Source organism: Streptomyces sp. NPDC050504 (assembly GCF_044458065.1).
Taxonomy (GTDB): Bacteria; Actinomycetota; Actinomycetes; order Streptomycetales; family Streptomycetaceae; genus Streptomyces.
This window is the reverse complement of record NZ_JBITHO010000004.1, coordinates 438451-463295: the sequence shown is the minus strand read 5'-3', so window position 1 is coordinate 463295 and position 24845 is coordinate 438451. Positions and strand designations below refer to the sequence as shown.

25 protein-coding genes are annotated in these 24845 nt (G+C 72.8%); 15 read left to right on the top strand and 10 right to left on the bottom strand.

Annotated elements, in window-relative coordinates:
• The first annotated feature begins 18 nt into the window (after window positions 1-18).
• Window positions 19-1632 (top strand): Na+/H+ antiporter, encoded by a 1614-nt coding sequence (locus tag ACIBNE_RS17335; protein WP_399272286.1) that lies wholly within the window; start codon window positions 19-21, stop codon window positions 1630-1632.
• Here ACIBNE_RS17335 and ACIBNE_RS17330 read toward each other — a convergent pair.
• The 5 genes from ACIBNE_RS17330 to ACIBNE_RS17310 form a co-directional block, all read right to left on the bottom strand.
• A complete protein-coding gene (locus ACIBNE_RS17330; protein ID WP_399272955.1) occupies window positions 1608-2534 on the bottom strand; it encodes a 1-aminocyclopropane-1-carboxylate deaminase/D-cysteine desulfhydrase in 927 nt (308 codons plus the stop codon). The two genes, ACIBNE_RS17335 and ACIBNE_RS17330, sit on opposite strands and share 25 nt — an antisense overlap.
• Before the next feature lie 115 nt (window positions 2535-2649).
• The gene (locus ACIBNE_RS17325; RefSeq protein WP_399272284.1) at window positions 2650-3240 is read right to left on the bottom strand and encodes an N-acetylmuramoyl-L-alanine amidase; all 591 of its coding nucleotides are present in this window, start codon (window positions 3238-3240) and stop codon (window positions 2650-2652) included.
• Window positions 3241-3419: 179 nt separating this feature from the next.
• The gene (locus ACIBNE_RS17320; RefSeq protein WP_399272282.1) at window positions 3420-5975 is read right to left on the bottom strand and encodes a bifunctional lysylphosphatidylglycerol flippase/synthetase MprF; all 2556 of its coding nucleotides are present in this window, start codon (window positions 5973-5975) and stop codon (window positions 3420-3422) included.
• A 142-nt stretch (window positions 5976-6117) separates the two neighbouring features.
• The gene (locus ACIBNE_RS17315) at window positions 6118-7302 is read right to left on the bottom strand and encodes a globin domain-containing protein (RefSeq protein ID WP_399272281.1); all 1185 of its coding nucleotides are present in this window, start codon (window positions 7300-7302) and stop codon (window positions 6118-6120) included.
• Between the two features lie 9 nt (window positions 7303-7311).
• The gene (locus tag ACIBNE_RS17310) at window positions 7312-7767 is read right to left on the bottom strand and encodes an RrF2 family transcriptional regulator (RefSeq protein ID WP_399272280.1); all 456 of its coding nucleotides are present in this window, start codon (window positions 7765-7767) and stop codon (window positions 7312-7314) included.
• A gap of 154 nt (window positions 7768-7921) precedes the next feature.
• On the opposite strand from ACIBNE_RS17310, the gene ACIBNE_RS17305 reads away from it, so the two are divergent.
• From ACIBNE_RS17305 to ACIBNE_RS17285, 5 genes are all read left to right on the top strand, one after another.
• Window positions 7922-9328, top strand: a complete 1407-nt coding sequence (locus ACIBNE_RS17305; RefSeq protein ID WP_399272278.1) for a family 2B encapsulin nanocompartment shell protein — start codon at window positions 7922-7924, stop codon at window positions 9326-9328.
• A gap of 86 nt (window positions 9329-9414) precedes the next feature.
• Window positions 9415-10458 (top strand): family 2 encapsulin nanocompartment cargo protein polyprenyl transferase, encoded by a 1044-nt coding sequence (locus tag ACIBNE_RS17300; RefSeq protein ID WP_399272276.1) that lies wholly within the window; start codon window positions 9415-9417, stop codon window positions 10456-10458.
• Window positions 10459-10715: 257 nt separating this feature from the next.
• Complete coding sequence (locus ACIBNE_RS17295; RefSeq protein WP_399272274.1) at window positions 10716-11315, top strand: GNAT family N-acetyltransferase; 600 nt, start codon at window positions 10716-10718, stop codon at window positions 11313-11315.
• Between the two features lie 124 nt (window positions 11316-11439).
• On the top strand, window positions 11440-12024 hold the full coding sequence (locus ACIBNE_RS17290) for a dihydrofolate reductase family protein (RefSeq protein ID WP_399272273.1): 585 nt from the start codon (window positions 11440-11442) through the stop codon (window positions 12022-12024).
• Window positions 12025-12111: 87 nt separating this feature from the next.
• Window positions 12112-12786 (top strand): DUF6304 family protein, encoded by a 675-nt coding sequence (locus ACIBNE_RS17285; protein WP_399272271.1) that lies wholly within the window; start codon window positions 12112-12114, stop codon window positions 12784-12786.
• A gap of 231 nt (window positions 12787-13017) precedes the next feature.
• Here the strand turns inward: ACIBNE_RS17285 and snpA are convergent, their stop codons facing one another.
• A complete protein-coding gene (snpA, locus tag ACIBNE_RS17280) occupies window positions 13018-13683 on the bottom strand; it encodes a snapalysin (protein WP_399272269.1) in 666 nt (221 codons plus the stop codon).
• 276 nt (window positions 13684-13959) lie between these two features.
• Between snpA and ACIBNE_RS17275 the strand changes: the two genes are divergently transcribed.
• The 3 genes from ACIBNE_RS17275 to ACIBNE_RS17265 are packed head-to-tail and all read left to right on the top strand — an operon-like array spanning window position 13960 to window position 16621.
• Complete coding sequence (locus ACIBNE_RS17275; RefSeq protein ID WP_399272267.1) at window positions 13960-14931, top strand: LysR family transcriptional regulator; 972 nt, start codon at window positions 13960-13962, stop codon at window positions 14929-14931.
• A complete protein-coding gene (locus ACIBNE_RS17270; RefSeq protein ID WP_399272265.1) occupies window positions 14928-15593 on the top strand; it encodes a GNAT family N-acetyltransferase in 666 nt (221 codons plus the stop codon). The genes ACIBNE_RS17275 and ACIBNE_RS17270 overlap by 4 nt, the downstream gene beginning before the upstream one ends.
• 47 nt (window positions 15594-15640) lie before the next feature.
• Window positions 15641-16621: an NAD-dependent epimerase/dehydratase family protein gene (locus ACIBNE_RS17265; protein WP_399272263.1), complete on the top strand. Its 981-nt coding sequence runs from the start codon at window positions 15641-15643 to the stop codon at window positions 16619-16621.
• Window positions 16622-16750: 129 nt separating this feature from the next.
• Here the strand turns inward: ACIBNE_RS17265 and ACIBNE_RS17260 are convergent, their stop codons facing one another.
• Window positions 16751-17392, bottom strand: a complete 642-nt coding sequence (locus tag ACIBNE_RS17260) for an NAD(P)-dependent oxidoreductase (protein WP_399272261.1) — start codon at window positions 17390-17392, stop codon at window positions 16751-16753.
• A 340-nt stretch (window positions 17393-17732) separates the two neighbouring features.
• Between ACIBNE_RS17260 and ACIBNE_RS17255 the strand changes: the two genes are divergently transcribed.
• On the top strand, window positions 17733-18635 hold the full coding sequence (locus ACIBNE_RS17255; protein ID WP_399272259.1) for a putative protein N(5)-glutamine methyltransferase: 903 nt from the start codon (window positions 17733-17735) through the stop codon (window positions 18633-18635).
• 27 nt (window positions 18636-18662) lie between these two features.
• Here the strand turns inward: ACIBNE_RS17255 and ACIBNE_RS17250 are convergent, their stop codons facing one another.
• Complete coding sequence (locus ACIBNE_RS17250) at window positions 18663-19640, bottom strand: LLM class flavin-dependent oxidoreductase (protein WP_399272257.1); 978 nt, start codon at window positions 19638-19640, stop codon at window positions 18663-18665.
• Between the two features lie 61 nt (window positions 19641-19701).
• On the opposite strand from ACIBNE_RS17250, the gene ACIBNE_RS17245 reads away from it, so the two are divergent.
• The gene (locus tag ACIBNE_RS17245) at window positions 19702-20151 is read left to right on the top strand and encodes a MarR family winged helix-turn-helix transcriptional regulator (RefSeq protein WP_399272954.1); all 450 of its coding nucleotides are present in this window, start codon (window positions 19702-19704) and stop codon (window positions 20149-20151) included.
• Window positions 20152-20439: 288 nt separating this feature from the next.
• Here ACIBNE_RS17245 and sodN read toward each other — a convergent pair whose 3' ends face one another.
• A complete protein-coding gene (gene sodN / locus ACIBNE_RS17240) occupies window positions 20440-20835 on the bottom strand; it encodes a superoxide dismutase, Ni (RefSeq protein ID WP_189820622.1) in 396 nt (131 codons plus the stop codon).
• A gap of 311 nt (window positions 20836-21146) precedes the next feature.
• Between sodN and sodX the strand changes: the two genes are divergently transcribed.
• Entirely contained in the window at window positions 21147-21572 is a 426-nt protein-coding gene (gene sodX / locus ACIBNE_RS17235; RefSeq protein WP_399272254.1) for a nickel-type superoxide dismutase maturation protease, read from the top strand.
• On the opposite strand, the gene ACIBNE_RS17230 is transcribed toward sodX, so the two are convergent.
• Complete coding sequence (locus ACIBNE_RS17230; RefSeq protein WP_399272253.1) at window positions 21476-22105, bottom strand: CGNR zinc finger domain-containing protein; 630 nt, start codon at window positions 22103-22105, stop codon at window positions 21476-21478. The two genes, sodX and ACIBNE_RS17230, sit on opposite strands and share 97 nt — an antisense overlap.
• An 86-nt stretch (window positions 22106-22191) precedes the next feature.
• On the opposite strand from ACIBNE_RS17230, the gene ACIBNE_RS17225 reads away from it, so the two are divergent.
• The 3 genes from ACIBNE_RS17225 to ACIBNE_RS17215 all read left to right on the top strand — a co-directional run bounded on the left by ACIBNE_RS17225 (window position 22192) and on the right by ACIBNE_RS17215 (window position 24632).
• The gene (locus ACIBNE_RS17225; protein ID WP_399272251.1) at window positions 22192-22989 is read left to right on the top strand and encodes a class I SAM-dependent methyltransferase; all 798 of its coding nucleotides are present in this window, start codon (window positions 22192-22194) and stop codon (window positions 22987-22989) included.
• Window positions 22990-23343: 354 nt separating this feature from the next.
• The gene (locus ACIBNE_RS17220) at window positions 23344-23838 is read left to right on the top strand and encodes a SigE family RNA polymerase sigma factor (protein ID WP_399272249.1); all 495 of its coding nucleotides are present in this window, start codon (window positions 23344-23346) and stop codon (window positions 23836-23838) included.
• Window positions 23835-24632, top strand: coding sequence for a hypothetical protein (locus tag ACIBNE_RS17215; protein WP_399272247.1), 798 nt, complete (start codon window positions 23835-23837; stop codon window positions 24630-24632). The genes ACIBNE_RS17220 and ACIBNE_RS17215 overlap by 4 nt, the downstream gene beginning before the upstream one ends.
• Window positions 24633-24845: the final 213 nt, after the last annotated feature.

Below are 24845 nucleotides of genomic sequence, written 5' to 3'. Positions count from 1 at the left end.
CGGAGAACGGGGAGCGGGATGGACGCACTGCCGCTGGTGGCACTGGTGGCGGGGAGCGCCGCGATCGCGGGCGCGGCCCGCAGGACACCGGTGCCGGCGCCGCTGCTGCTGGTGGCGGCCGGGCTGATCGCCTCGTACGTGCCGGGGGTGCCGGACTACACGCTGGACGCGCACATCGTGCTGCCGCTGCTGCTGCCGCCCCTGCTCTACACGGCCGCCGTCGACTCCTCGTACCTGGACCTGAGGGCGAACTGGCGGCCCGTCGCGCTGCTCTCCGTCGGTTACACCCTGTTCGCGACGTTCGCGGTCGGCTGGCTCGCGTACCGGATCATCCCCGGTCTGCCGCTCACCGCCGCCCTGGTGCTGGGCGCCGTGATCGCCCCGCCGGACGCGGTGACCGCGGCGGCCGTCGCCCGCAAGGTCGGGCTGCCCTCGCGCGTGACGACGATCCTCCAGGGCGAGTCGCTGGTGAACGACGCCACCGCCATCACCGCCTACAAGGTGGTGCTCGCCGCCGCCGTGGGCGAAGGGCTGAGCTGGTCGGGCGGGATCGAGGAGTTCCTGGTCGCATCGGTGGGCGGGATCGCGGTCGGACTGCTGCTGATGGTGCCGCTGCACTGGCTGCGCACGCACCTCAAGGAGGCGCTGCTCCAGAACACCCTCTCCCTGCTGATCCCCTTCGTCGCCTACGCGGCGGCCGAACGGTTCCACGCCTCGGGAGTGCTCGCCGTCGTCGTGGTCGCCCTGTACCTGGGCCACAGGTCCTGGCAGGTCGACTTCGCGACGCGGCTCCAGGAGGCGGCGGTCTGGAAGATGGTCGCCTTCGTGCTGGAGTCGGCGGTCTTCGCCCTGATCGGCCTCCAGCTGCCCTTCGTACTGAAGGGGCTCGGGGAGTACGAGGGCGCGCGGGCCTGCTGGTACGCGGTCGTGCTCTTCCTGGTCGTGGTCGCCGTGCGGTTCGTCTGGGTCTTCCCCGCGACCTTCCTCCCCAGGGTCCTGTCCGCACGCATCAGGGGACGCGAGAGGGACGCGGAGAGCAGGGACTGGCGGGGGCCGCTGATCGTGTCCTGGGCCGGGATGCGCGGAGTGGTGTCCCTGGCGATCGCCTTCTCCATCCCCATGACCGTGGAGGGCGGCGCCCCCTTCCCCGCGCGCAACCTGGTGCTCTTCCTGACCTTCACGACCGTCATCGGCACGCTGGTGATCCAGGGACTGACCCTGCCGGTGCTGGTGAACCGCCTCGACCTGCCCGGCCTGCGCGACGCGCACCAGGAGACGCTGGCCGAGGCCCAGGCGCAGAGCGAGGCGTCCGCCGCCGCCGAAGCCCGTCTGGAGGCGCTGCTCGCGGACGAGCGCAACGCCCTGCCCGCCCCGCTGGCCGACCGGCTGCGCACGGTCCTGGAGCGGCGGCGCAACGCCGTCTGGGAGCGCCTCGGCGCGGTCAACGACGTGACCGGGGAGTCCGCCGACGACACGTACCGGCGGCTGGCCAGGGAGGTCATCGAGGCCGAGCGCGAGGTCTTCGTGCAGTTGCGGGACGCGCGGCGGATCGACGACGAGATGCTGCGCACGCTGCTGCGCAGGCTGGACCTGGAGGAGGCGGCCGCCTACCGGGAGGACGGCTCCGGCTGACCGGTCACCACGGCGGCGAGGCGGGTGCCGGGCGGGAAGGCGCCCTCCTCGGTGAGGGAGAGCAGGGCGTACAGCAGCTTGGCGACGTACACCCGCTCCACGGGCAGGTGGTGGCGGGCCTCGAAGTCGTCGGCGAAGGCGGTGAGCCCGGGAGTCGTACGGGCGTAGCCGCCGCAGTGGAAGCGCTCGTCCAGGGACCAGTTGTCCGTGGGGGAGCCGAGGGCTTCGCGCTGGAGGGCGCGTATCTCCTCGGTGAGGAAACCGCCCTTCAGTACGGGTACGCCGAGCGCGCGCTGCCCTTCCGACAGTCCGGCGGCGAGCCCCGCGAGGGTGCCGCCCGTTCCGCAGGCGACGGCGACCACGTCCGCCTCGCCCTCCAGTTCGTGTCCGAGGGCGAGGCAGCCGCGGACCGCGAGGGGGTTGCTGCCGCCCTCCGGCACGACATAGGGGAGCGCGGAGGGCGGGGCGGTACGCGGGTCCTGGCGGTCCGACAGCGCGGCGGTCGCCCTGTCCAGGAGCGCGGACAGGACGGCGGGGTCCTTCTTCGCCCGGTACGTCGTACGGTCCACGAACAGCAGCCGCATCCCGTCGGCCGCGCACTGTGCGAGGGACGGGTTGAGCGGCCGGCCGGCCAGTTCGTCGCCGCGCACGATCCCCACGGTCGGGAACCCGAGCAGCCGGCCCGCCGCGGCCGTCGCGCGCAGATGGTTGGAGTACGCGCCGCCGAACGTGACGACCGGGCGGCCGTCCGCCTCCCTGAGGTTCAGATGGAGCTTGCGCCACTTGTTGCCGGGCAGCGCGGGGTGGATCAGGTCGTCGCGCTTGAGGAGCAGCCGTACGCCGTGCCGGGCGAAGCGTTCGTCCGCCACCGCCCGGAGCGGCGAAGGGAGCCGGGGGCGCAGGACGGACGCTTCGCCGGGGTCCGCGCCGGGGCCGGTACGGGAGCCGGGACCGGCGCCGGGGTCTGTCCCGGGGCCGGGCACGGGCGAGGGGTCACGGGGAGTCACCCCGCCATTGTCACTTCAGGCGGTCCCGGACGCGCTGCCGCATGGAGTCCATGGTGAAGCCGCGCGGATCGACCTTCCCCGGCTGCCACTCCCGGTGGCCGATGACCGAGCGTTCCGTCCAGCCGTGGTGGCGGCAGATCGCGGCCGCCACCTTCTCGATGGCTTCGAGCTGCTCCTCGGGCCAGGGGTCCTCGCCGTCGCCGAGGTTCTCGCACTCGAAACCGTAGAAGTGCTGGTTCCCGTCGGTGTTGGCCGCGTTGTCCGGCGGAAGCCGCTTTTCGGCGATGACGGCGCGCAGCACGTCGTCGTCGCCGAGACCGGCGTGGTTGGCGCGGCCGTAGCCGACCAGGTGGACCGTTCCGTCCTTGGCGATCACGCCGTGACAGAGGGGGCCGGGAAGCGAGGGGAAGCCGTCCCGGCAGATGCGGACGGTGTTCGCGGTGCCCCTGGTGACGGTGTGGTGGATCATCACGCCGTTGACGGGGCCCCACGGACCTTTGTGGTTGCGGTTGTGCGTGCGCCAGTCGCCGACCTGCACGACGGACAGTCCTTCGTCGCGCAGGATCTCCAGGAAACTGCCCGCGGACATGGGTGGGGCCATGGCCGCCTCCTCGTGGTGGATGTGGGTGGTGCCGTACGCAGCTTGTACCGGAAGTCCGATTCGCGGCCATGTCCTTCGAACGCCGTACGAGCGCTGTGCGAGCCGATTCGGTCAGGTGCCGTCCGGACCACCGGCGGGGACCACAGGTGGGGCGCCGGGACGCCCCTCCCGCCGTGCGCTCAGGCCGACAGCCTGCGCATCAGGCGCACGGCCTGGGACGCGGACATGTGCGGCAGGTAGGCCTTGCCGATCGCCCTGGTGATCGCGGGCAGCGCGGCCGCGTCCGGGTACGTCATGTACATCGGGCGGTACTGCGGCTGGAACTTCGCCTTGAAGTTGAGCAGCGACCGGAATCCGTAGACCGGCTCCAGGGCGCCGCCCGCCCAGTCCAGGAGACGCTGGAGGGCCGCGGACCGCCCGTCGGGCCCGACGCGCGCCAGCGGGGCGCCCGACAGGCTCAGGAACCGCGCGCCCTCCTCCTTGAAGCCCAGCGCGGCGGAGGCGATCAGGAACTCCATGGAGCCCTTGAAGCCGTCCGAACGGCGCCGCATGAAGTCCAGCGTCCAGCCGGCCGTTCCGCCGTCCCCTCCTCCGCCGTACACCGGCATCCAGCTCGTGACGCCGTGCACCGTGCGGTCGTCCCCGACGGCGACCAGGCAGCGCACCCGGGGGTCGTCGAGCTCGTCCAGGCCGCCGAGCGTGAAGCCCATCTCGGGCAGGCCCTTGTCGGCGACCCACTCCTCGGAGATCGAGCGGATCTGGTCCGCCAGGTCGATGGGCATGTCGGGGAAGGCGTACCACTCGGCGGTGATGCCCTCCTTCTTCGCCTTGTTCAGCGCCGTACGGACGTCCTGCCACTTCTTGCCCGTGAAGGCCAGCTCGGGGAGCGGGACCAGGGTGTCCTCCGCGACCTGCACGGACTGCCAGCCGAGCGCCTCACCGCGCTCCCGGGTGGCCTCCGTGACGCTGTAGAAGCAGGGCGTCCAGCCCCGCGCGTCGCAGTGGCGGGCGAACCCTTCGACGGCGTCGGCGCGGGCTCCCGGGGCGCCGAACGGGTCGCCGGTGGTGAGCGCGACGGTGGAGTGCACGCGGTAGGCGACGGCCGCCGTGCCGTCGGCGGAGAACCAGTAGTGTTTGCCCTGCCAGGTGGTCAGGTACGAGAGGGTGCCGCCGCCCTGTGCGGTGAGCAGGGCGCGGGCGCGCTCGGCCGCCCGGTCGTCGTTGCGCAGCCGGGGGCGGCGGAAGGCGACGAACAGCGCGGCCAGGGTGACGGCCCAGAACAGCAGGCCGCAGTACTCGTGCAGGGCGCGGGCCGTGGCGCCGACCGGGACGGGCGGGTCGAAGAACAGCTCCTCGTACACGGCGGGCAGGAACTGTGCGGGCAGTCCCGCGACCAGCCCGGGGAACGACGGGGAACCGTCGAACTGCTCCCGTACGGCGTAGCCGATGCCCGTGTAGGCCGCGCACGCCAGCAGCAGGGCCCCGCTGATCACCCCCGCCAGGGAGGTCACCGTCGCGGACGGCAGCCGCAGCTCGAAGTGGCGCCGGGAGCCGAGCAGCACCAGCAGCACGACCAGGGGCAGCAGCATCTGCTCGGCCAGCGCCTGGACGACGTCGGACGTGGCGGCGCCGTCGACCCGGTAGTCGCCGGGGTTCGACGCGTAGTCCGCGAGGAGGTACGCCATCAGGGCGAGCAGCCCGAGCTGCGCGGCGACCGCGGTCCGCCAGGCGGGGCGCAGTCCGCGCCGCAGCCCTTCGGCGAGTACCAGGAACAGCAGGGGCACGACGACGCCCATCAGAAGGGCGGGGCCCGAGTAGTAGTGGTCCAGTGCCTGGTAGCGGTTGCACTCCTCGGCGGACTCGGCGCAGGCGGCCGCGATCTCCGAGGAGTCGGGGCCTTCGGAGACGTACAGCTCCTGGAGGATCGAGAAGGGGCCGTACGCCTCCTGGTACAGCGCCCCGATCGCCGGTCCGACGGCGGACGCGGCGACCACCAGCGCGACCAGGACGCGCCGCTCGGTGTGCGAGGAGTGGACGGGGCGGAGCCGCGCCCCAGAAGTCCCGCGGTGGGCGACGAGGCCGAAGGCGAGGCCCGCGAGGGCGCCGGTGAGCCGCAGCACGTCCTGGAGGTGGCCCACGTACAGCGTGAAGACCAGCGGGAACGCGAGCAGCAGCAGGCGCAGTCTGCGCCGCCACAGGGCGGTGAGCCGGAAGCTGAGGAATCCGCCGACGGCGATGGCCCCGACGCTGGGCGTGGCGGTCAGGTCGGAGGCCAGCAGGGCCAGCCAGTCCTCGCCCGCCAGTTCGCCGAGCCTGACGAGGGCCAGGCCCGCGAGGGTGCCCACGAGCTGTCCCGCCAGGAAGACGGCGGCGGTACGGGCCGTGCCGACGCGCTGTTCGGCGGGCGGGACGAGCAGCAGGAGCAGGAACGTGGCGCCGAGGTAGGCGCCGAGCCCGGGGCACCACAGCAGGGCGCTGAGCGGGGTCCACCAGCGTCCGTCGGCGAGCGCGGGCACTCCGGTGCCGATCTGCTCCAGCAGGCCGTCCGACGGGCCGTTGCCGAGGCTGCCGGTGGCCGCGCCGGTGATCCAGAGGGCGGCCACCAGGAGCGCCGTGAAGGGGGCGCGCCCGATCCGCCCGGCGACCGCGCCCAGCGCGTGCAGCCAGCGCCGGGCGCGGTTCTCGACGGGTGGTGCGAGCGGCCCTCGCGGCGGTGCCTCCGGGGTGGTGGTCATCGCCGTCGAGCCCATCAGCGCGGGGCGCGGCGGGCATCCGGGGAAGGCCGGACGGGTGACGCGCCGGGCCGCCGGACTCTTCGGGCGTCGGACTGCCAGGCTCTTCGGGCGTCGGACTGCCGGGTGGCCGGGTGTCGGACTGTCAGGCGGTCTCCGCCAGCCACAGGTCGGGTCCGAACACCTCGTAGTGGACGTCGGCGGCCGCCACGCCCTTGGCGAGCAGCTGAGCGCGTACGGAGCGCATGAAGGGCAGCGGGCCGCAGAGGTACGCGTGCGTGCCGGGGGCGATCTCCACGTCGGACAGGTCGACCAGGCCCGTGCGACCGCCGGTGGGCCGGGGGCCTGGCTGCTCGTACCAGAAGTGCGCGGTGCCGCCGGGCAGCTTGCCGGTGAGCGAGGCGTGCTCGGCGCGCAGCGGGTGGTCGGCGGGGGAGCGGTCGCCGTGCACGACGGTGACCGGTGCGGTGCGTCCCGTGGCGGCCAGGTGCTCCAGCATCGAGATCATGGGCGTCACGCCGATGCCCGCCGACGCCAGCAGCAGGGGCGCGTCGGTGCCGTCGAGGACCAGGTCGCCGTACGGCGCGGAGACCCGGATCCGCGCGCCCTCGTGGACCTGTGCGTGCAGGTGCCGGGAGACCTCGCCGTCCGCGACGCGCTTCACGGAGAAGGCGCGGACGGGGGAGCCGGGCGCGCTGGAGAGGCTGTACTGGCGGATCTGCCGGGCCCCGTCGGGGAGCTCGACCTGTACGGAGACGTACTGTCCGGGCTTGAAGGAGGGGGCTGCGGCGCCGTCGGCGGGCCGGATCCGGAAGGTGGCGACGTCGGGGGTCTCCTCGGTGCGGCCGACGACCTCCCAGTCGCGCCAGGTGTCGCCGAGCAGGACGCCGCGCTCGGCGTAGAGCCTGGCCTCCAGTGCGACCAGGGCGTTGGCCATCAGCCAGTAGACCTCGTCCCACGCCTGGGCGACCTCGGGCGTGACGGCGTCGCCGAGCACTTCGCCGATCGCGGCGAACAGGTGCTGGTGGACGACCTTGTACTGGCCTTCGGTGACGCCCAGGGAGGCGTGCTTGTGCGCGATGCGGCTCAGCATCACGTCGGGGCGGGTGTCGGGCCGCTCCACGAGGTGCGTGGCGAAGGCCGCTATGGAGCCCGCGAGGGCCTGCTTCTGGGTCCCGGCGGCCTGGTTGCCCCGGTTGAAGAGGTCGCGCAGCAGTTCCGGGTGGGCGGCGAACAGCTTTGCGTAGAAGAGTTCGGTGATCTCGCCGATGGCGGCTCCGACGGCGGGGAGCGTGGCGCGGACGGTCTCGGTCGACTGTTCGGACAGCAACGGGACTCCTCAGGGCGTGGTTCGAGGCGGCGGGCCGCTGCCGATGTCGAGCAGCAGCGTCCGGGTGGGGTCGGCGACGAGCTCGGTGACGGTGTGTGCGTCCAGGGCCGCGTAGAACGCCTCCTGGGCCTCGCGCAGGGCGCCCCGCAGCCGGCAGGCCGAGCGCAGCGGGCAGGGGGTGGCGCCCTCGCATTCGACGACGTCGCCGGGGCCCTCCAGTTCGCGGACGATCCCGCCGACGGGGGCGGTGCGTCCCGCGTCGGTGAGCGCGAGTCCGCCGCCGCGCCCCCTGCGGGCCTCGACGAGGCCGAGGTGCTGGAGGCGGGCCACGACCTTGGTGGTGTGTGTGTACGAAACACACATGGTCGAGGCGACATCCCGAGTGGTCGGTAGGTCTTCACCCTCCGTGACGGCGAGGCGCATCAGGACGCGGAGGGCCAGGTCGGTGAAGCTCGTCAACCGCATGCCTTCACGCTATGTAAGTTGCATCCAAAATGCAAGTTTAATGTGCCCCATTCGGCGGTGATCTAGTCCCACTCATTTGTGTAATGGCGCACCCACTCTGCGTGCTGGAAATGTTCCTCGGGCAGTTCTGCCGAAGATCGAGAGGACGTACAGCATGTCCGTAGGTGAAGAGGCCCGCGCAGAGCAGGAAACGCCGCAGCAGTCCCTGGGCACAGCGGCGGCGCGGAACCTCGCGACGACCACCAAGTCCGCACCCCAGATGCAGGAGATCACCTCCCGGTGGCTGCTGCGCGCGCTTCCGTGGGTGCAGGTGCAGGGCGGCACCTACCGCGTCAACCGCAGGTTGAGCTACTCGGTCGGAGACGGCCGCGTCACCTTCGTGCAGACCGCCGACCGGGTCGCCGTCATCCCGGCCGAGCTCGGCGAACTCCCCGCGCTCCGCGACTTCGGCGACGAGGAGGCGCTCACCGAACTGGCCCGCAGGTGCGAGCAGCGGGAGTTCGCGGCGGGCGAGGTGCTGGCCGCGTCCGGCGACGCCATGGACCGCGTCATCCTCCTCGCGCACGGCCGCGTGGAGAAGATCGGCGCCGGGCGCTACGGCGACGAGACGGAGCTGGGCGTCGTCGGCGACGGCGCGTACCTCGGCGACCAGGCCCTGTTGGACGCCGACTCCACCTGGGAGTACACCGCGCGTGCCGTCACCCCGTGCACGGTCCTCACGCTCAGCAGGGCCGACGTGCTCAACCTCGCCGAGCGCGCGCCGTCACTCGCCGACCACCTCGCCGGACTGGCGGACGTGCCGGAGCAGCGCACCAACAGCTACGGCGAGGCCGCGATCGACCTGTCGGCCGGCCACGTGGGCGAGGCGCTCGTCCCGAACACCTTCGTCGACTACGACGCCGCACCCCGCGAGTACGAACTGAGCGTCGCCCAGACCGTCCTGAAGGTGCACACCAGGGTCGCCGACCTCTACAACCAGCCGATGAACCAGACCGAGCAGCAGTTGCGGCTCACGGTCGAGGCGCTGCGCGAGCGCCAGGAGCACGAACTCGTCAACCACCGGGAGTTCGGCCTGCTCAACAACTGCGACTACGGACAGCGCCTCCAGCCGCACAACGGGGCGCCCACCCCCGACGACATGGACGAACTGCTGTCGCGGCGGCGCGGATCCAAGCTCTTCCTCGCCCACCCCCGCGCCATCGCCGCCTTCGGGCGCGAGTGCAACAAGCGCGGGCTCGTGCCGGAGACCGTCGACGTCGGCGGCCACCGCATCCCGACCTGGCGCGGCGTGCCGATCTACCCGTGCAACAAGATCCCGGTGACCGATGCCCGCACCACCTCGATCATCTGCATGCGCACGGGCGAGGACGAGCAGGGCGTCATCGGCCTCCAGCAGAGCGGCATCCCCGACGAGATCGAGCCGAGCCTGTCCGTGCGCTTCATGGGCATCGACGAGCAGGCGATCATCTCCTACCTCGTGACGGCCTACTACTCGGCCGCCGTCCTCGTGCCCGACGCCCTCGGCGTGTTGGAGAACGTGGAGGTCGGGCGCTGGAACTGACGTAATCGACTTGCGGGGGCGGCCACTTTCGGCCGCCCCCGCGGGTATGAGTACAGAAGGCCCCCAGGCGTACAGAGGGAGGGACCGTGACCATCACCGAGGGACAGACCGAGGGACATGAGGCCGCAGGTCTGCTGGAGCGGACCAGGACCGCCGTCAACCCACAGCTGCGCTCCACCGTCGAGTCCCTTCCCGGATCGATACGGCGGGTCGCGATGTACCACTTCGGCTGGGAGCACCCCGACGGGACCCCGGCCGCCGCACAGGGCGGCAAGGCGATCAGGCCCGCGCTGGTGCTGGCCGCGACGCGGGCGCTCGGCGGCGATCCCAAGGGCGCCGTGCGCGCGGCGGTCGCCGTGGAGCTGGCCCACAACTTCACGCTGCTGCACGACGACGTGATCGACGAGGACGCGACCCGCAGACACCGCCCCACCGCCTGGACCGTGTTCGGCACGCCCGACGCGATCATCGCGGGCGACGCGATGCTCGCGCTCGCCCTGCGGCTGCTCTCCGAAGACCCGCACCCGGCGTCGGCCGCCGCGTCGGCGCGGCTCGCGGCCTGCGTCATCGAGCTGTGCGCGGGACAGCAGGCGGACTGCTCCTTCGAGGAGCGCGGCCCGCTGGAGGTGTCCCTGGAGGAGTGCCTGGTCATGGCGACGGCCAAGACCGGGGCGCTGCTGGGCTGTGCGTGCGCGCTGGGCGCGCTGTACGCGGGGGCCGGGGAGGAGGAGGTCGCCGCGATGGACGCCTTCGGGCGGGAGGCGGGCCTGGCGTTCCAGCTGATCGACGACCTGATCGGGATCTGGGGCGACCCCGACCGTACGGGCAAGCCCGCCGGGGCCGACCTGTCCGCGCACAAGAAGTCGCTGCCGGTCGTCGCCGCGCTCTGCTCGGGCACGCCCGCCGCCGAGGAGCTGGCCGCGCTCTACCGGGGGCCCATGGCCACCCCCGACGAGGTGCGGCGGGCCGCGGAGGCGGTGGACCGGGCGGGCGGGCGCGACTGGGCGCAGACCGGCGCGGCGGACCGGATGTCGCGGGCCGTCAACCAACTGTCGCGTGCGGTACCGGATCTGGGGGCCGCGGGGGACCTGTTGGCACTGGCGGAGTTCGTGACGCGACGGAACAAGTGAGGGGCGCGGCACTCGGAGCCGTGGTGGGGGAGTGCCTGTCCGGCGGGAGCGCCGTAGCGCCCGCCGGGCGGGCCCTCTCGCATGTCCACGGGCGGGCGCTTTCGCGTTCCTACAGGCGGGCGCTCTCGCGTGTCCGAGGGTGGGCCCTTTCGCGTGCCTGTGGGCGGACCCTTCGTCCGTCCCGCAGGCCCTCTGTTCGTCAACTCTAAGATCGAGCCCGTCAGTTGCCACTGTGGCGGCGCGAGAGGACGGCGGGCATGGGCGTACGAATACGGCAGGCGGGCGCGGACGACCGGGACGCGGTCGCGCGTCTGCTGGACGAGGCGTTCTTCGACGATCCGGTGAGCGGCTGGGTCTTCCCCGAGCCCGAGCACAGGCGCGCGGTGCACGGGAAGTTCCTCGGGGTCTTCGTCGACGTGGCCCTCGACGAGGGGCGGATCGACCTCTTGGAGGACGGCACGGCCGCGGCGCTCTGGCTCTCCGTCCCCGCGGGCGCGCCCACGGAGGAGGACGACACGCCTGCCCTCATGCGCGAGACCGCGGACCCTGACAACGAACGGGCCGAGCTCGTCGGCAGGTTGACGGGGGAGGCGCATCCGCACGACAGGGCGCACGAGTACCTGCTGATGATCGCGGTCACGTCCGAGCGGCAGGGCGAGGGGATCGGGGCGGCGCTGATCGGCTCGGTGCTGGAGCGCTGCGACCGGGAGGGCGTACCCGCCTATCTGGAGGCGAGCAGCGCGCGCAGCAGGAGGCTGTACGAACGGTTGGGGTTCGCCTTCACGGGCAAGCCGGTAGAGCTGCCGGACGGGCCGCTGATGTACCCGATGTGGCGCGAGCCGCAGGGCCGTCCGTAGGGCGGGCGGCGCCGTTCGCGGGGGCGGGGCGGCAAGGGGGGTTGCGTAACCACTTCACTTGCAGCACTATGTGCGCAGTGGTCGCCGACGGCGGCCCGTGTCCGCAACAGAATGAGGATCCGGCTTGCGCAAGCTCACGTACTTCATCGCCGCTTCGATCGACGGTTTCATCGCGGCTCCCGACGGAAGCGCCGAGTGCTTCATGTCCTGGGTCGGCGGGGAGTTCCTGGAGTACTTGAAGACCGAGGCACCCGACACGCTCCCGACGCACGTCCGCCCGGCTTTCGGCATCGAGGGGGCCGGGAACAGGCTCTTCGACACCGTCATCCAGGGCAGGACCACCTACCAGCCCGCCCTGGACATCGGAGTCACCAGCCCGTACGCCCACCTGCGGCAGTACGTCGTCTCCCGCACGCTCGACGAGTCGCCCGACCCGGCCGTGGAGATCGTCTCCGGCGATCTGGTCGCCAAGGTGCGCGAACTCAAGGCGGAGGAGGGCGGGCTCGGGATCTGGCTCGCGGGCGGCGCCGACGTGGTGGGGCAACTCGTCGACGAGATCGACGAAGTGATCGTGAAGACCTACCCCCTCTTCCTGGGGTCGGGCGTGCCGATGTCCAGGGCCGGTTTCGAGGCGCGCGCCTTCACGCTCGACGCGCACCAGGCGTTCGACAACGGCGTCAGCGTCGCCACGTACCGCAAGCGGCGGTGACCCGCGGCGACGCTGACCGCGCCCGGTCGGGTGTGGAAGCGGAGGGCGCGACGGAGCGCCGCCGCCGAACCACTACAGTCCCTGCCCATGACACAAGAGTCATGGGCAGGTTGGTACCGCGACCGCCGAGGAGCGGACGCCGTCATCCTCACCACGGACGGAGAGCGGATCAGCCTCCGGATCAGGGGAGTCGACTTCGAGGGCGGCAGCTTCGACGCGCTCGTCCCGGCCGGTGGGATACCACCGGAAAGCGGAGCGTTCGCGCTGCACGAGGGCGCGCTCTCCGACTGCGTCCTGGAGTGGGACCTTCCGCTGCCCGTCATCAACGACGGCAAGCTCCACCAGGCGACGCTCGGCTGTCTGCTGGCCCTCCAGCGGCCCGAGCCGCGCCTCGGCCTCTCGCTCCTGTTCGGTGGCGCGGTGTACGAATCGGGGCGCGCCGAGCGGGACTTCGCCGGTGCGCTCGCCACCGTCCAGGGCCTGCTGCCGCCCGGGGTCGACATCGGGGCGTGCGCCGCCTGTGCGTACTCCGACTACTTCCCCTCCGGCCGCCGGGTCCTCTCCGGAGGGCTCGGCTGTTTCCGGGGCGCGAAGGAGGAGTACCGGGCGGCGTCCGGGGCGGAGGAGGTCACCGCCCTCTGGGAGCGGCGGGACGGTCTCGTCCAAGAGGTGTGGAGCTGTCAGGAGTTCGAACGCCGCCCGGAGGGAGCGGGGGCGCCCGGAACGGGCCACAGGGGGCCGTTCCCCTTGGTCGTGCGCTGACCGGTCGCTGATTTTCCGAACCGTACGTCACGTGCCCCGCGCCGGACCCCTCCGGCGCGGGGCACCTTGCTGTTCCGGCCGGACCCCGCCCGTGCGGCCGTCGGCGGGAAGGGCGCCCGTCCTGTCGGTCGCGTACCCGCGGAACGCGCGGAGGGGCACCCCGCGAGCCGCTGCGGGGTGCCCCTGGAACCGGTGGCGCCGGTCGGGCTGTTCGGCGCCGCTCGGGCGCTGCTACTTGGCGAACAGCGCCTGGGTCAGGCCGTTCTGCCACAGCTGGTTCACCCGGGCGCGCTCCTGCGAGTTGGGCTGGGCGTTCTGACACGACGTGCCGGGGCCGCCGCCCGACATCAGCTCGCTGCACGGGCCCGAGTAGTGGTCCGGCAGGCCGAGCACGTGGCCCGTCTCGTGGGCGGTGACACGGGTCGAGTTGTACTGCTGGTTCTGCCGGTAGTCCAGGAAGATGTAGCCACGGCCGTGGCCGTCCGTCGAGGCGTACGAACCGCGCGAGTCGTTGCCCTCGTAGTAGCGGAAGTCCGCGTTGGACCCTTCCTGGAGCCGCACGTTGGTGACGGAGCTGTTCCAGATCTGCGTGGAGGCGGCTATCTGGCTGCGGAAGCGCGGCGCGCTCGACGCGTTGTACGTCACCGTGACGGCGAGAGCGCCGGGGTTCGCGGCCCGCTTCTCGGCGACGGACTTCATGACGGCCTTGAAGAAGGCCTTGTTGGCGGCGGCCTCCTCGCTGGAGCCGCTGTAGGCGGCGTACGAAGAGGTGGCCGCGGGGGCGGAGGCGGGGGTGGGGGCGGTCGCGGTGGCGGGGGTCGCGCCGAGGGTGGCGGCGGCGATGCCCAGCCCGATCGCGGCGGCGATCGATGCTCTGCGGCGGGGGGTGAGCGGCATGGGGGGCTCCTACTCGTGTTCGGTCAGCGGACCGATGAACGGGTTCGGTGGGGAGAGTGTCGGGGAGCGCGGGCCCGTGCGGATGATGTCAACCGGTGATAGCCCGATCACATCACCAACGCCCCACGCACCTCATTCGCCCCATCCGTCCCGCCCGTATGCCCGCCCTATCCACCGGAATCCTCCCGTTCAGCTCTCAACTTCCTTGGATTCCACGGGAATTCCCGCGCCTGTGGTGTCTGGTGTGGCCACAGGGCCCGCCCTACGCTCAAAGGCATGGAGCTTGAGGTCAGGCACCTCCGCGCGCTGTGCGCGATCGCAGAGACCGGCAGCCTGCACAAGGCCGCACGGCAGCTCGGCATGAGCCAGCCCTCGCTCACCACACAGCTGCGGCGCATCGAACACTCCCTGGGCGCCGAACTGTTCTCGCGTGAGCGCACCGGCTGCCGCCCCACCCCCATCGGCCGTACGCTGCTCAGCCGCGCCCGACCCCTCGTGGACGAGATGTCCGCGCTCGTGAGCGAGGTGAAGACGGCGGCCGCGCGGGCGGCCGGGCCCCGGCTGCGGATCGGCTCGACCGCGAGCAGGGTGCTCGCGGGATGGCTGCGCGGGCTGCGCACCCGGATGCCCGGCACGGACACCTCGCTGCACGTCGACGTGTCGGCCAACACCCTGCTGCGCATGGTCGCGGCCGGACAGCTCGACGTCGCCTTCGTGCACGAGGTGGAGGGGTGCCCGCTCCAGGTGCCGCCCGGTCTCGCGCTGCGCGTACTCGTCGAGCGCGAACCGCAGTTCATCTCCCTCGCCCGCGACCACCCGGCCGCCGCCCGCCCCGTCGTGGACCTCGCCGACCTCGCCGCCGACCGGTGGATGGTCGACCCAACCGTGGACGGCGAGTGGGACGGGCTGCGGCGCGTGCTCGGCGCGGCCGGACTCGACCCGCCCGTCCTGCACGGCGACTACCTCACCGCCTCCTCGCTGATCACGATCGGTGAGGTCGTCGCGCCCTGCCAGCCGACCTCGGGCCCCCGCGACGACATGGCGATACGGCCCCTGCGCGGCGACCCGCTGGGCGTACGGCTGCTCCTCGCCTCGCACCCGGGCACCGACACCGGGCCCGCCTACGCGGAGCTGGAGACGGCTTACCGGGAGGCGGCGCTGCGCGCCCCCGCGTACCGGCAGTGGCTGTTGCGCAGCGGAAGCCCGCTGCTCGAACCGGACGGCAGAGGTGGTCGAATGGCGGCATGACCGTCGAGGACACCACCCTGCGCACACGTGGACTGCTGCTGCGGCCCTGGCGGGAGAGCGACGCGGAAGCCCTGATCGAGGCGCACAGGGACCCGCTGCTGCGGCAGTGGATCCGCTCGCTCGCCACGGACGGGGAGAGCGCGGCGCACTGGCTGGAGCGGGAGCGGCGCGGCTGGGAGACGGGGACGCGGTGCGGCTTCGCGGTGTTCGCCGATGACGGGGTTCCTTCGGGGAGCTCCGTAAGGGCAACTGTCACCCCGCCCTCGGGGAGCTCCGTACGGGTGGCTGGCGCCACGCCCTCCGGGCTCCCGGAGGGTGCGGCGACAACCGCTTCCGAGGACGGCGGACTTCTCGCCGGGCACGTCGTGGTCAGCCGCACGCGTCCCGGGAGCCGCTCCGCCCTCGTGGGCTACTGGACGACAGCGCCCGCGCGCGGCAGGGGCGTGGCGACCCGGGCACTGGACGCGCTCAGCGAGTGGTGCCTCGCGACCTTCGCCCCGGACGGCCTGGAGGAACTGGAGCTGTTCCACCGGATCGACAACGAGGCGTCGTGCCGGGTCGCCGAGAAGAGCGGATACGGATGCGCGGAGACCCTGCCGGCCGGACCCGCGCACCCGGCCCCGGGACACCGGCACGTGCGCCCTGGGCGTAATCCGCTCTGAGCGTGCGGACGTTCCCAACTCGCCCCTGACCAGCACAGAATCCGGGCATGAAGCTCTTGATCCTGGGTGGTACGGAATTCGTCGGACGCGCGGTCCTGGACGAGGCGCTGGCCAGGGGCGCCGACGTGACCGTCTTCCACCGTGGCCGCCACGCCCCGCCCGCGGGGGTCGCCGCGCTGCACGGCGACCGCACCGCACCCGACGGCCTCGCGGCCCTCGCACAGGCCCCGGGGGAGTGGGACGTGGTGGTCGACACCTGGTCGTCCGACCCCGCGGCCGTACGGGAGGCCGCGGCGCTGCTGGCCGGGCGCGCCGGGCACTACGCGTACGTCTCCAGCCGTTCCGTGTACGCCTATCCGTCCGCACCCGGGCTGTCCGAGACCGGCCCGCTGGTCGAGCCGGGCGACGAGGGCTACGCACAGGTCAAGCGCGCCGGGGAGCTGGCCGCTGCCGCCGAGTTCGGCGAAGACCGGACGCTCCTGGTCAGGGCGGGCCTGATCATCGGGCCCGGCGAGAACATCGGCAGGCTGCCGTGGTGGCTCAACCGCATCGCGAGGGGCGGCCCCGTCCTCGCTCCCGGCCCGCGCGACCTGCCCCTCCAGTACATCGACGTGCGCGACCTGGCCTCCTGGACCCTGGACGCCGCCGAGCGCGGCCTGTCGGGCCCGTACAACCTGGTCAGCCCGTCCGGGCACACCACCATGGGCGAACTGCTCGACGCGTGCGTACGGGCCACCGGGTCCGACGCCGAACTGCGCTGGACCGACCAGGAGACGATCCTCGCGGCGGGCATCGAGCCTTGGAGCGACCTGCCGATCTGGCTGCCCGAAGGCGAGCTGCACGAGACCATGCACTGCGGTGACGTCGCCAAGGCGCTCGCGGCCGGGCTGCGCTGCCGCCCCTTCGCCGAGACGGCGGCCGACACCTGGGCGTGGCTCCAGGAACTCGGCGGTGCGGCGCCGCAGCGACCGGACCGGCCGGTGGTGGGGCTCGACCCGCAGAGGGAGGCGGAACTGCTCGCGGGCTGAGGGGCGTTCGCGGCGCGGCGCTCGCGGGTGAGGCGTTCGGGAGCGCCGCACCCTGTGGGGCGGTGGGCCGTCCCCGCAGGGTGCGGCCTCAGTGCACCGCCTCAGCACACCGCCCTCAGTACGCCGCCCTCAGTACGCCGCGGTGAACCGCGCCCTGTGGTGCTTGGGGCGCTCCGCCTCGTCCAGCAGCACCACCGCCAGGTCCTCCATCGAGATCGCGGAGTTGCCGTCCGCGTCGACCAGCAGTTCGTCGCCGCCCAGCCGGTACGCACCGGTGCGCACGCCGGGCTCCAGGAGCGCCGCCGGGCTGAGGTACGCCCAGTCGACGTCCCCCGCCTCCGTGCGGACGGTCTTCAACTGCTCGTCGCAGGCGAGCGCGATGGGCCGCCAGGCGGCCGGGAAGTCAGGCCCCTCGACGACCGTGAGGCCGTCCGTCCCGGGCAGCGTGAGGCTCCCCGCGCCGCCGACGACCAGGAGCCGTACGCCCGTGCCCGCGAGGCCCGCCAGCAGCCCCCTGGTCATGGCCGACAGGTCGCTCTCGCGGCCGGCCGCGGGCCGGGTCGCCGTGATGACCAGTTCCTGGCCGTCGGCGAGCGCGGCCACGTCCGAGGGCGAGGAGGCGTTGCCCGTCCGGTGGGCGGCCCGGGGGTCGAGTTCGGCGAACCGGGCGGCGTCGCGGACGACGGCGGTGACCTCGTGGCCCCGCGACAGCGCCTCGGTGACGACCCTGCTGCCGACGTTCCCGGCGGCTCCGAACACGGTGATGCGCATGACGAACTGCTCCTTCGCGGAGGGGTGGCGCCCGGCTGATTGCTTAGCGCTAAGCAAAAAGTAGCTTAGTGCTAAGCGATTTGGCCAGGGGGTTCCCGCGACGGGCCGACGCACGGGAACCCTCACGCGAACTCCGGACGGAGGGACCGGCGGAGGGACTGTCTGACGGGGCGTGGCCTGCTGTACTGTGACGTCTCCGCGCCCAGGACGGGCGCGTGACGAAGGACCGACCGAGGAGGTGAGACCCATTACCGCAGTGGCAGTACGGGTGCTCCCCTCGCGCGGCTCCAACTAGGCAGCGGCGACCGAGGGAGCCCTCCAGGCATCCCGAGAGGTTCCCATGTCAGTCGCATTCCCCGCTTCGCCCTCCTCTGTTCCTTCCGGTCCTCCCGTTCTTTCCGCTCCCTTCGCGCTCCCTCCCGCCGACCGCTCCGCTGTCGTCGCCCGACTCCGCGCGGCGGGCTGCGTCTTCGCCGAGGACGAGGCCGCACTCCTGATCTCCGCGGCGTCCGACCCCGCCGGGCTCGACCTCATGGTCGAGCGGCGCGCCGACGGCCGTCCCCTGGAACACGTCGTCGGCTGGGCGGAGTTCCGCGGACGGCGCTACACCGTGGACCCCGGCGTCTTCGTGCCCCGCCGCCGCACCGAACTCCTGGTCCGTCAGGCCGTGGAACTCGCCCCTTCCGGCACCCCTGTCGTGGTCGACCTGTGCTGCGGTTCGGGTGCGCTGGGCGCCGCGCTCGCCGCGGCGCTGGACGGCGGCGCCGAGCTGTACGCGGCCGACATCGATCCGGCGGCCGTCCGCTGCGCCCGCCGCAACGTCGTGGACGCGGACGGCACGGTGTACGAGGGCGACCTCTTCGAGCCCCTGCCCGCGGAGCTGAGGGGACGGGTGGACGTCCTGCTCGCCAACGTCCCCTACGTACCGACCGAAGAGATCGGACTGCTCCCGCCGGAGGCCCGGATACACGAGGCACGGGTGGCCCTGGACGGCGGCGCCGACGGGCTCGACATCCAGCGGCGCGTGGCCGAGGAGGCGCCCCGCTGGCTGGCGCCGGGAGGGCACGTCCTGATCGAGGCGAGCGAGCGCCAGGTGCCGGGCGCCGTCGAGGCCTTCGCCCGGCACGGACTGCGGACCGAGGTCGTCACGTGCGACGAGCTGTACGCGACGGTGGTCGTCGGCACCCTGCCGACGGAGCCGCACCGGGACCGACCGGGCGAGGCGGGCCCGGCCCGCCCGTGACGGGGCCCGGGTCGCCCGCGCGGCCGCTCACACGGGGCGCAGGCCGCCCTCCACGGCCCGCAGGCCCGTAGCGGCGTCTTCCCGCTGCCCGATCGCCTCGCGGACCGCGGGCACGATCTCCTGCGCCCACCGGCCGAGCGCGGTCGCCGGGTCCTGGCCGTCCGCAGGGTCGCCGGTGGGGAAGTGCACGAACCCGGCCGCGCCGTGCTCCAGTACGGCGCCCGTCAGTTCCTCGACCCACTGGGCGACCGAGCCGCCGACCCAGCGCCCCTCGCTGTCGCGCGGAGAGGCGAGCGGGGCGGTGGTGATGACCCCGGGGACGTTGTAGACGGTGGCGATCTCCCCGGGGTCGCGGCCCGCCGCGACGGCAGCCTCGTCGATGAGGGGGCGGGACTCGCGGTAGCGCGGGCTGAGCCAGTCCGCGGCGTGCCCGGGGACCCAGCCGTCGGCCGCCCTGCCGGTGACCGCGAGGGACTTGGGCCCGACCGAGCCCGTCCACACCCGCGGGGCGGTGGCGGCCGCCGGTTCGAGCCCGGAGACGCGGTAGAACTCGCCCTCGAACGTCACGGGGTCGCCGCCGCCCGACAGGAGCCGCACCAGGGTGATCGCCTCCTCGAAGGCGCGGACGGCGGCGCCCGGGGTCAGCCGCTCCACGCCGAGCCGGGCTATCTCGCCCCAGAGCCCGCCCACACCGAGCCCGAGCACGATCCGGCCGCCGGTCAGTTCGGACAGCGAGGTCACCGTGCGGGCCAGCATGGGGGCGGGACGGCTGGGCAGGTTGGTGACGCTGACCAGGCCGCTGATGCGCTCGGTGCTGCCGAGGGCCACGGACACCTGGGCGTAGGCGTCGAGCCTGGCCCCGTAGTACGGATGGTCGGAGACCGTGAACAGGTCGAGCCCCGCGCGGTCGGCGCGGACGGTGAGCCGCAGGGAGTCCGCCGCGGCGGCCACGGCGGTGCTGACGCCGACTCCGAAGAGCGCGGCTGGCGGCGGGGTAGCGGTCATGATGTTGCTCCATTTCTGGCTGTCGTACTCTGACTGCATGGGTAAGGCCGTGGATGGGCAGATGGGCGTAGTCGTCGCGCTGGTGCGCTCATCTTTCCTGGTGAACGCCGTCTACGCGGAAGCGGGCCGGGAGTACGGACTGACGCCGCAGCAGGGTCAGTTGCTCTGCGTGCTGATGGCGCGGCCGTACGGGATGCGGGAGCTGGGCGGGGTGCTCGGCCTCGCGAAGTCCAGCCTCACCGGCCTGGTGGACAGGACGGCCAAGCTCGACCTGGTGCGGCGCGAACCCGACCCGGAGGACGGCCGCGCGGTGCGGGTCGAGCTCACGGCGAAGGGCGCCGAACTCGCCGACGTTTTCTACGCGGAGACGTGCCGCCGTATCGGGGCACTGTCCGACGGCCTGGACGGTGCGGAACGGTCGGTGCTCGCAGAACTGCTGGGCAGGGTGGTCCGGGACAACAAGGTGCCCGCGGTTTTCACCGAGCCCTCGGAGCTAACGGAATCCCGGTGACCGCACTGTCGGCAGCGCTGCCGACGGTTCTGGCGATCCGAACGCACGGACGGCGGGCAGCACTTGGGGCCGTGGCGAAGGGACGGCCCGACCCTTCGCGTACGACAGCGGGCCCGGCTTCGCGGAGCGAAAGGGGCAACCGCTTCCGCGACCGGGGAACCCGTGACCGGCTGCGGTAGGACCGCGCCGCCGACCGGGCCCCCGTACGCGCGAGACCGCACCCGCCCCGCCGGTGTGTGCGGAGGGCCGGGTGCGGTCCGGAGTGCTGCGTGACGCGCGGGTGCGCGGTCAGGCCTTCTTGGTCTCCCAGAAGATGCGGTCGATCTCGGCGATGAGCTCCAGCGCCTTCTCGCCCGTCTTCGGGTCCGTCGAGGCCTTCGCGGCCGAGAGGGCCTTCAGGGTGTCGTTGACCAGCTGGTGCAGCTGCGGGTACTTCTCGAAGTGCGGCGGCTTGAAGTAGTCGCTCCACAGCACGGACACGTGGTGCTTCGCGAGCTCCGCGCGCTGCTCCTTGATGACGACGGCGCGCGCCTGGAAGTGCGCGTCGTCGTTGGCGGCCATCTTTTCCTGGACGGCCTTGACCGACTCGGCCTCGATGCGGGCCTGGGCCGGGTCGTACACACCGCAGGGGAGGTCGCAGTGGGCGCTGACCTTCACCTTGGGGGCAAACAGGCGGGAGAGCATGGAGCTGTCCTTCCTCGTGATCGTCTTCTCAAGGTGGGACATTACTCGGTGGGAGGGGCGTTTTCGCGAGTGCCCCCATGGGCTTAGGACAAAAGTCCGGGGTCAATATGGGGCCAGTGGGCGATTGAACGAGGCCGCCGGGACGGACCCTGGACGAGTTCGGGACGGACCCAGGGGTCGGCCCTGGGGTCGGCCCGGGGCGCCGGGCGGAGACTTGGCGGCGGAGTGACGCGGACGTACGGATCCGGGTCTGCCCCCGCGAAGACGTGTGGATGCGGGCGGACGCGGAATCATGCATCAGGAGGTGCCGTATGAGGGATCAGGCGCGGGAGGAGAGTGCGCCGTTCAGGATCGCGGAGGTGACGGGCCTGTCGATGGTGCCCACGCTGCTCCACGGCGACCGGCTGCTGGTGCGGCACAGGGCGGTGCTGCGGGCCGGGGACGTGGCGGTGATGCGCCATCCCCTCCAGCAGGACCTGCTCATCGTGAAGCGGCTCGTGGAGCGGCGCGAGGGCGGCTGGTGGGTGCTCGGCGACAACCAGGACGACGAGGTCGTGGACAGCCGCGCCTTCGGGACCGTGCCCGACGAGCTGGTGCTCGGCAGGGTGGGCCTGCGGTACCGGCCGGTTGCGGCCGGGCGTCAGCGGTCGGTCGGGGTGGTGCTGTCCTGGCTGTTCTCCGCCGTGCGGCCGGTCTTCTCCGACCGGGACGTCTCCAGGCGCTTGCGCGCGCGGTAGGCGGCGACGTTGGCGCGGGTCGCGCAGCGGTCCGAGCAGTAGCGGCGGGAACGGTTGGTCGAGGTGTCGAGGTAGGCGTTGCGGCACGGCGACGCCTCGCACAGGCCGAGGCGGTCCACGCCGTACTCGGTGAGGTGGAACGCCAGCCCCATGGCCGCGATCGCCGCGTACCCTGCCGTCGCGTTGGTGGGGTGGTCGGCGAGGTGCATGTGCCACAGGGGACGGCCGTCGTCGTCCCGGTAGTCGTGACCCGAGATCTGCGGGCTCACCGGGAACTCCAGGAGCAGGGAGTTCAGCAGGTCCACCGCCAGCGTCTCGTCACCGCCGTCGGCCGCCTCGAAGACCGCGCGCAGCCGTCCCCGTACCGAACGGAAGCGCGTCAGGTCGGAGTCCGTCGCCCTGCGGGCCGCCTGAGAATTGGCGCCGAACAGCTCCCGGATCACCTCGACCGAGGTGAGCGAGTCCTTGTTGCGGGCCGGCTCCTCGGTGTTGACCAGACGCACGGCGTAGTCCGAGTAATAGGCCAGTTCCACTTGTAGTCCTTACGGAGGGCGGGCTAGGCTGGTGAGCAGGTAACGGGCTGACTGCAATCCAGGGTATTACGGATGGTGAGTTTCGGATGACGGACGTGGTGACGGACGGTACGGCGGACGGGACGACCGGCGCACCGGCGGGAACCGACTGGCGGGCCTGGCAGGAGAGCTGGGACCGCCAGCAGGAGTGGTACATGCCCGACCGCGAGGAGCGGTTCCGGGTGATGCTGGACATGGTCGAGGCCGCGGTCGGCCCCGAGCCGAGGGTGCTGGATCTCGCGTGCGGTACGGGAAGTATCACGGATCGGCTCCTCAAGAGGTTCCCGAAGGCGACGAGCACGGGAGTGGACCTCGACCCGGCGCTGCTCACCATCGCGCGCGGGTACTTCGAGGGTGACGACCGGGTCGAGTTCGTGACCGCCGACCTCAAGGACCCGTCCTGGGTGGACGCGCTGCCGCACCGGGAGTACGACGCCGTGCTCACCGCGACGGCCCTGCACTGGCTCCACATGGGCCCGCTGGCCACGCTCTACGGGCAGCTCGCCGGGCTCGTGCGGGAGGGCGGCGTCTTCATGAACGCCGACCACATGATCGACGGCACGACGCCCCGCATCAACGCGATCGAGCGCGCCCACCGGCACGCCGTCATGGACCGTGCGAAGGCCGGTGGGGCCCTCGACTGGGCCCAGTGGTGGGAGCTGTGCGCCAAGGACCCGGTCCTGGCCGAGCCGACTGCGGAGCGCTACCGGATCTACGGCGAGCACGCGGACGGCGAGATGCCACCGGCGTCCTGGCACGCGCGCACGCTGTGCACGGCGGGGTTCGGCGAGGCGCGGGCGGTGTGGGCCTCGCCGAGCGACACGTTGCTGCTGGCGTTGAAGTAGCGGCAGCAGGCAGCAGGCAGCAGGCGGCAGGCAGCAGGCGGCAGACGTCAGGCTGCGGCGGCGGTAGGCAGCTGCGGCAAGTCGAGAAGGCGGTACGGGACTTGGGTCCCGTGCCGCCTTTCGCGTTTCCGGCCCCGAGCGGTGCCGCGGGCGCGACCTCAGACGCGATCCCGGGCGCGCCCCGGCCTCCGCGACCCCGGCCCCCGCGACCCCGAGCGCGACCCCGGCCTCCGCGACCCTGGGCGCGCCCCGGCCCCCGCGACCCCGCCGGGATTCGTTCTCGATCGGCCGCAACCCGAGCGGGCCGTCACCGCACTGAAAGGGTGAGAAGGAAATCCGAAAGGGGGGCGGGAGATGGGACGGAGCGAGGACGAGAGTGCGCTGCACGCCTTCGTCGAAGGCAGACGCGGCGCGCTGTACCGCAGCGCGTATCTCCTGTGCGGAGATCGTGACGAGGCCGAGGACCTGGTCCAGACGGCTCTGGTGAAGGTGGTGCTCGGCGGCAGACGACTCGGCCGCATCGAGAACCTGGAGGCGTACGCCCGCGGTGCGTTGGTCAAGACGTTCATCGCCTCGCGCCGCCGCTTCTGGCGGCGTGAGCAGGCGTACGGCGAGGTGCCGGACCGCGCGGAGGAGTCGACGGACGCCGACACGGGGATCGCGGTGCGCGCGGCGCTGGCCGGACTCAACGCCACGCAGCGCGCCGTGCTGGTCCTGCGGTACTGGGAGGACCTGAGCATCGCCGACACGGCGGCGCTGCTCGGGATACGGGAGAACACGGTCAAGAGCCATGCGGCTCGGGGGCTGGCGGCGCTGCGTGCCGAAGTGCGGGAGGAGACGTTCACGTGAGCGGGGAACAGGACGTGCGGGAGCTGCTGGGGGTGGCCGCCGAGGGCGCGGGACGCTCGCGGACGAGCACGGAAGAGGTGTACGCGAAGGCCGCGCGGGTGCGGTGGCGGCGCAGGCTGGTGGTGAGTGGCGCGGTGGCCGCCGTCGTGGCCGCGGGCGCCGTGGCGGTGCCCGCGCTGGCAGGCGACGAGGGCGGTACCAAAGGGGCGTCCGTCGCCGCGCCTTCGCCGCCCGGCGGCAGTGAGAAGGCCAAGGGACTGGCCGGGCTACTGCCGCCGGGAGTGGGCGAGATCGAGGAGGTCGACCTCGCGGGCCGGGCCTTGGCAGCCGGTCCGGGGCAGGCCGGTCAGTGGGGGCGACGGGGCCCGCTCGACAGCTCGTACGCGGTCCGCAAGGACGGTGGGGTGGGCCTGGTCGACATCAACCTGATGAGCCGGAGCGATGTGGAGGAAAAGCTGGTGGACGGGAGCGCGGAGGGCGACCTCTGCGCGCCTGACCGGGCGGACGCGTCGGTGCGGAAGGAGTGCCGGGAGGAGGAGTTGGGCGACGGGCGGGTGCTCACCACGTGGCGTGCCCGCGCCCACGCCCCGGCGGACGGGGGGCCGCGCTGGGGCCCCACGCTCGTCGGCTGGCTCAGGCTGAAGGACGGCGGAGTCCTGATGCTCCAGGACTCCACGGGCTTCACGGGCAAGGGATCACTGGGCCGGCCGATGGCGTCCGTCCCACTCTCCAGGGACGAGCTCCGTGCCCTGATAGTCCGCCCCGAGCTGCTGCCCGAGAAGCCGGGGAAGTAGCGAGGGGACACGGGGGACACAGGGGGCACGGGGGACGGGCGCGGAGCGGTCGCGGGGCGGTCGCGGCGCGGCCGGAAACGGCGGTGGGGGGGGGGGGGGGGGGGCCCCCCCCCCCCCCCCCCCGCCGGGGGGGCGGGGGGGGGGGGGCCGCGCCCCCCCCGGCGGGGGGGGGGGGGCGCCCCGCCGGCGCGCCAGCCCCCGCCCCGCCGGGGC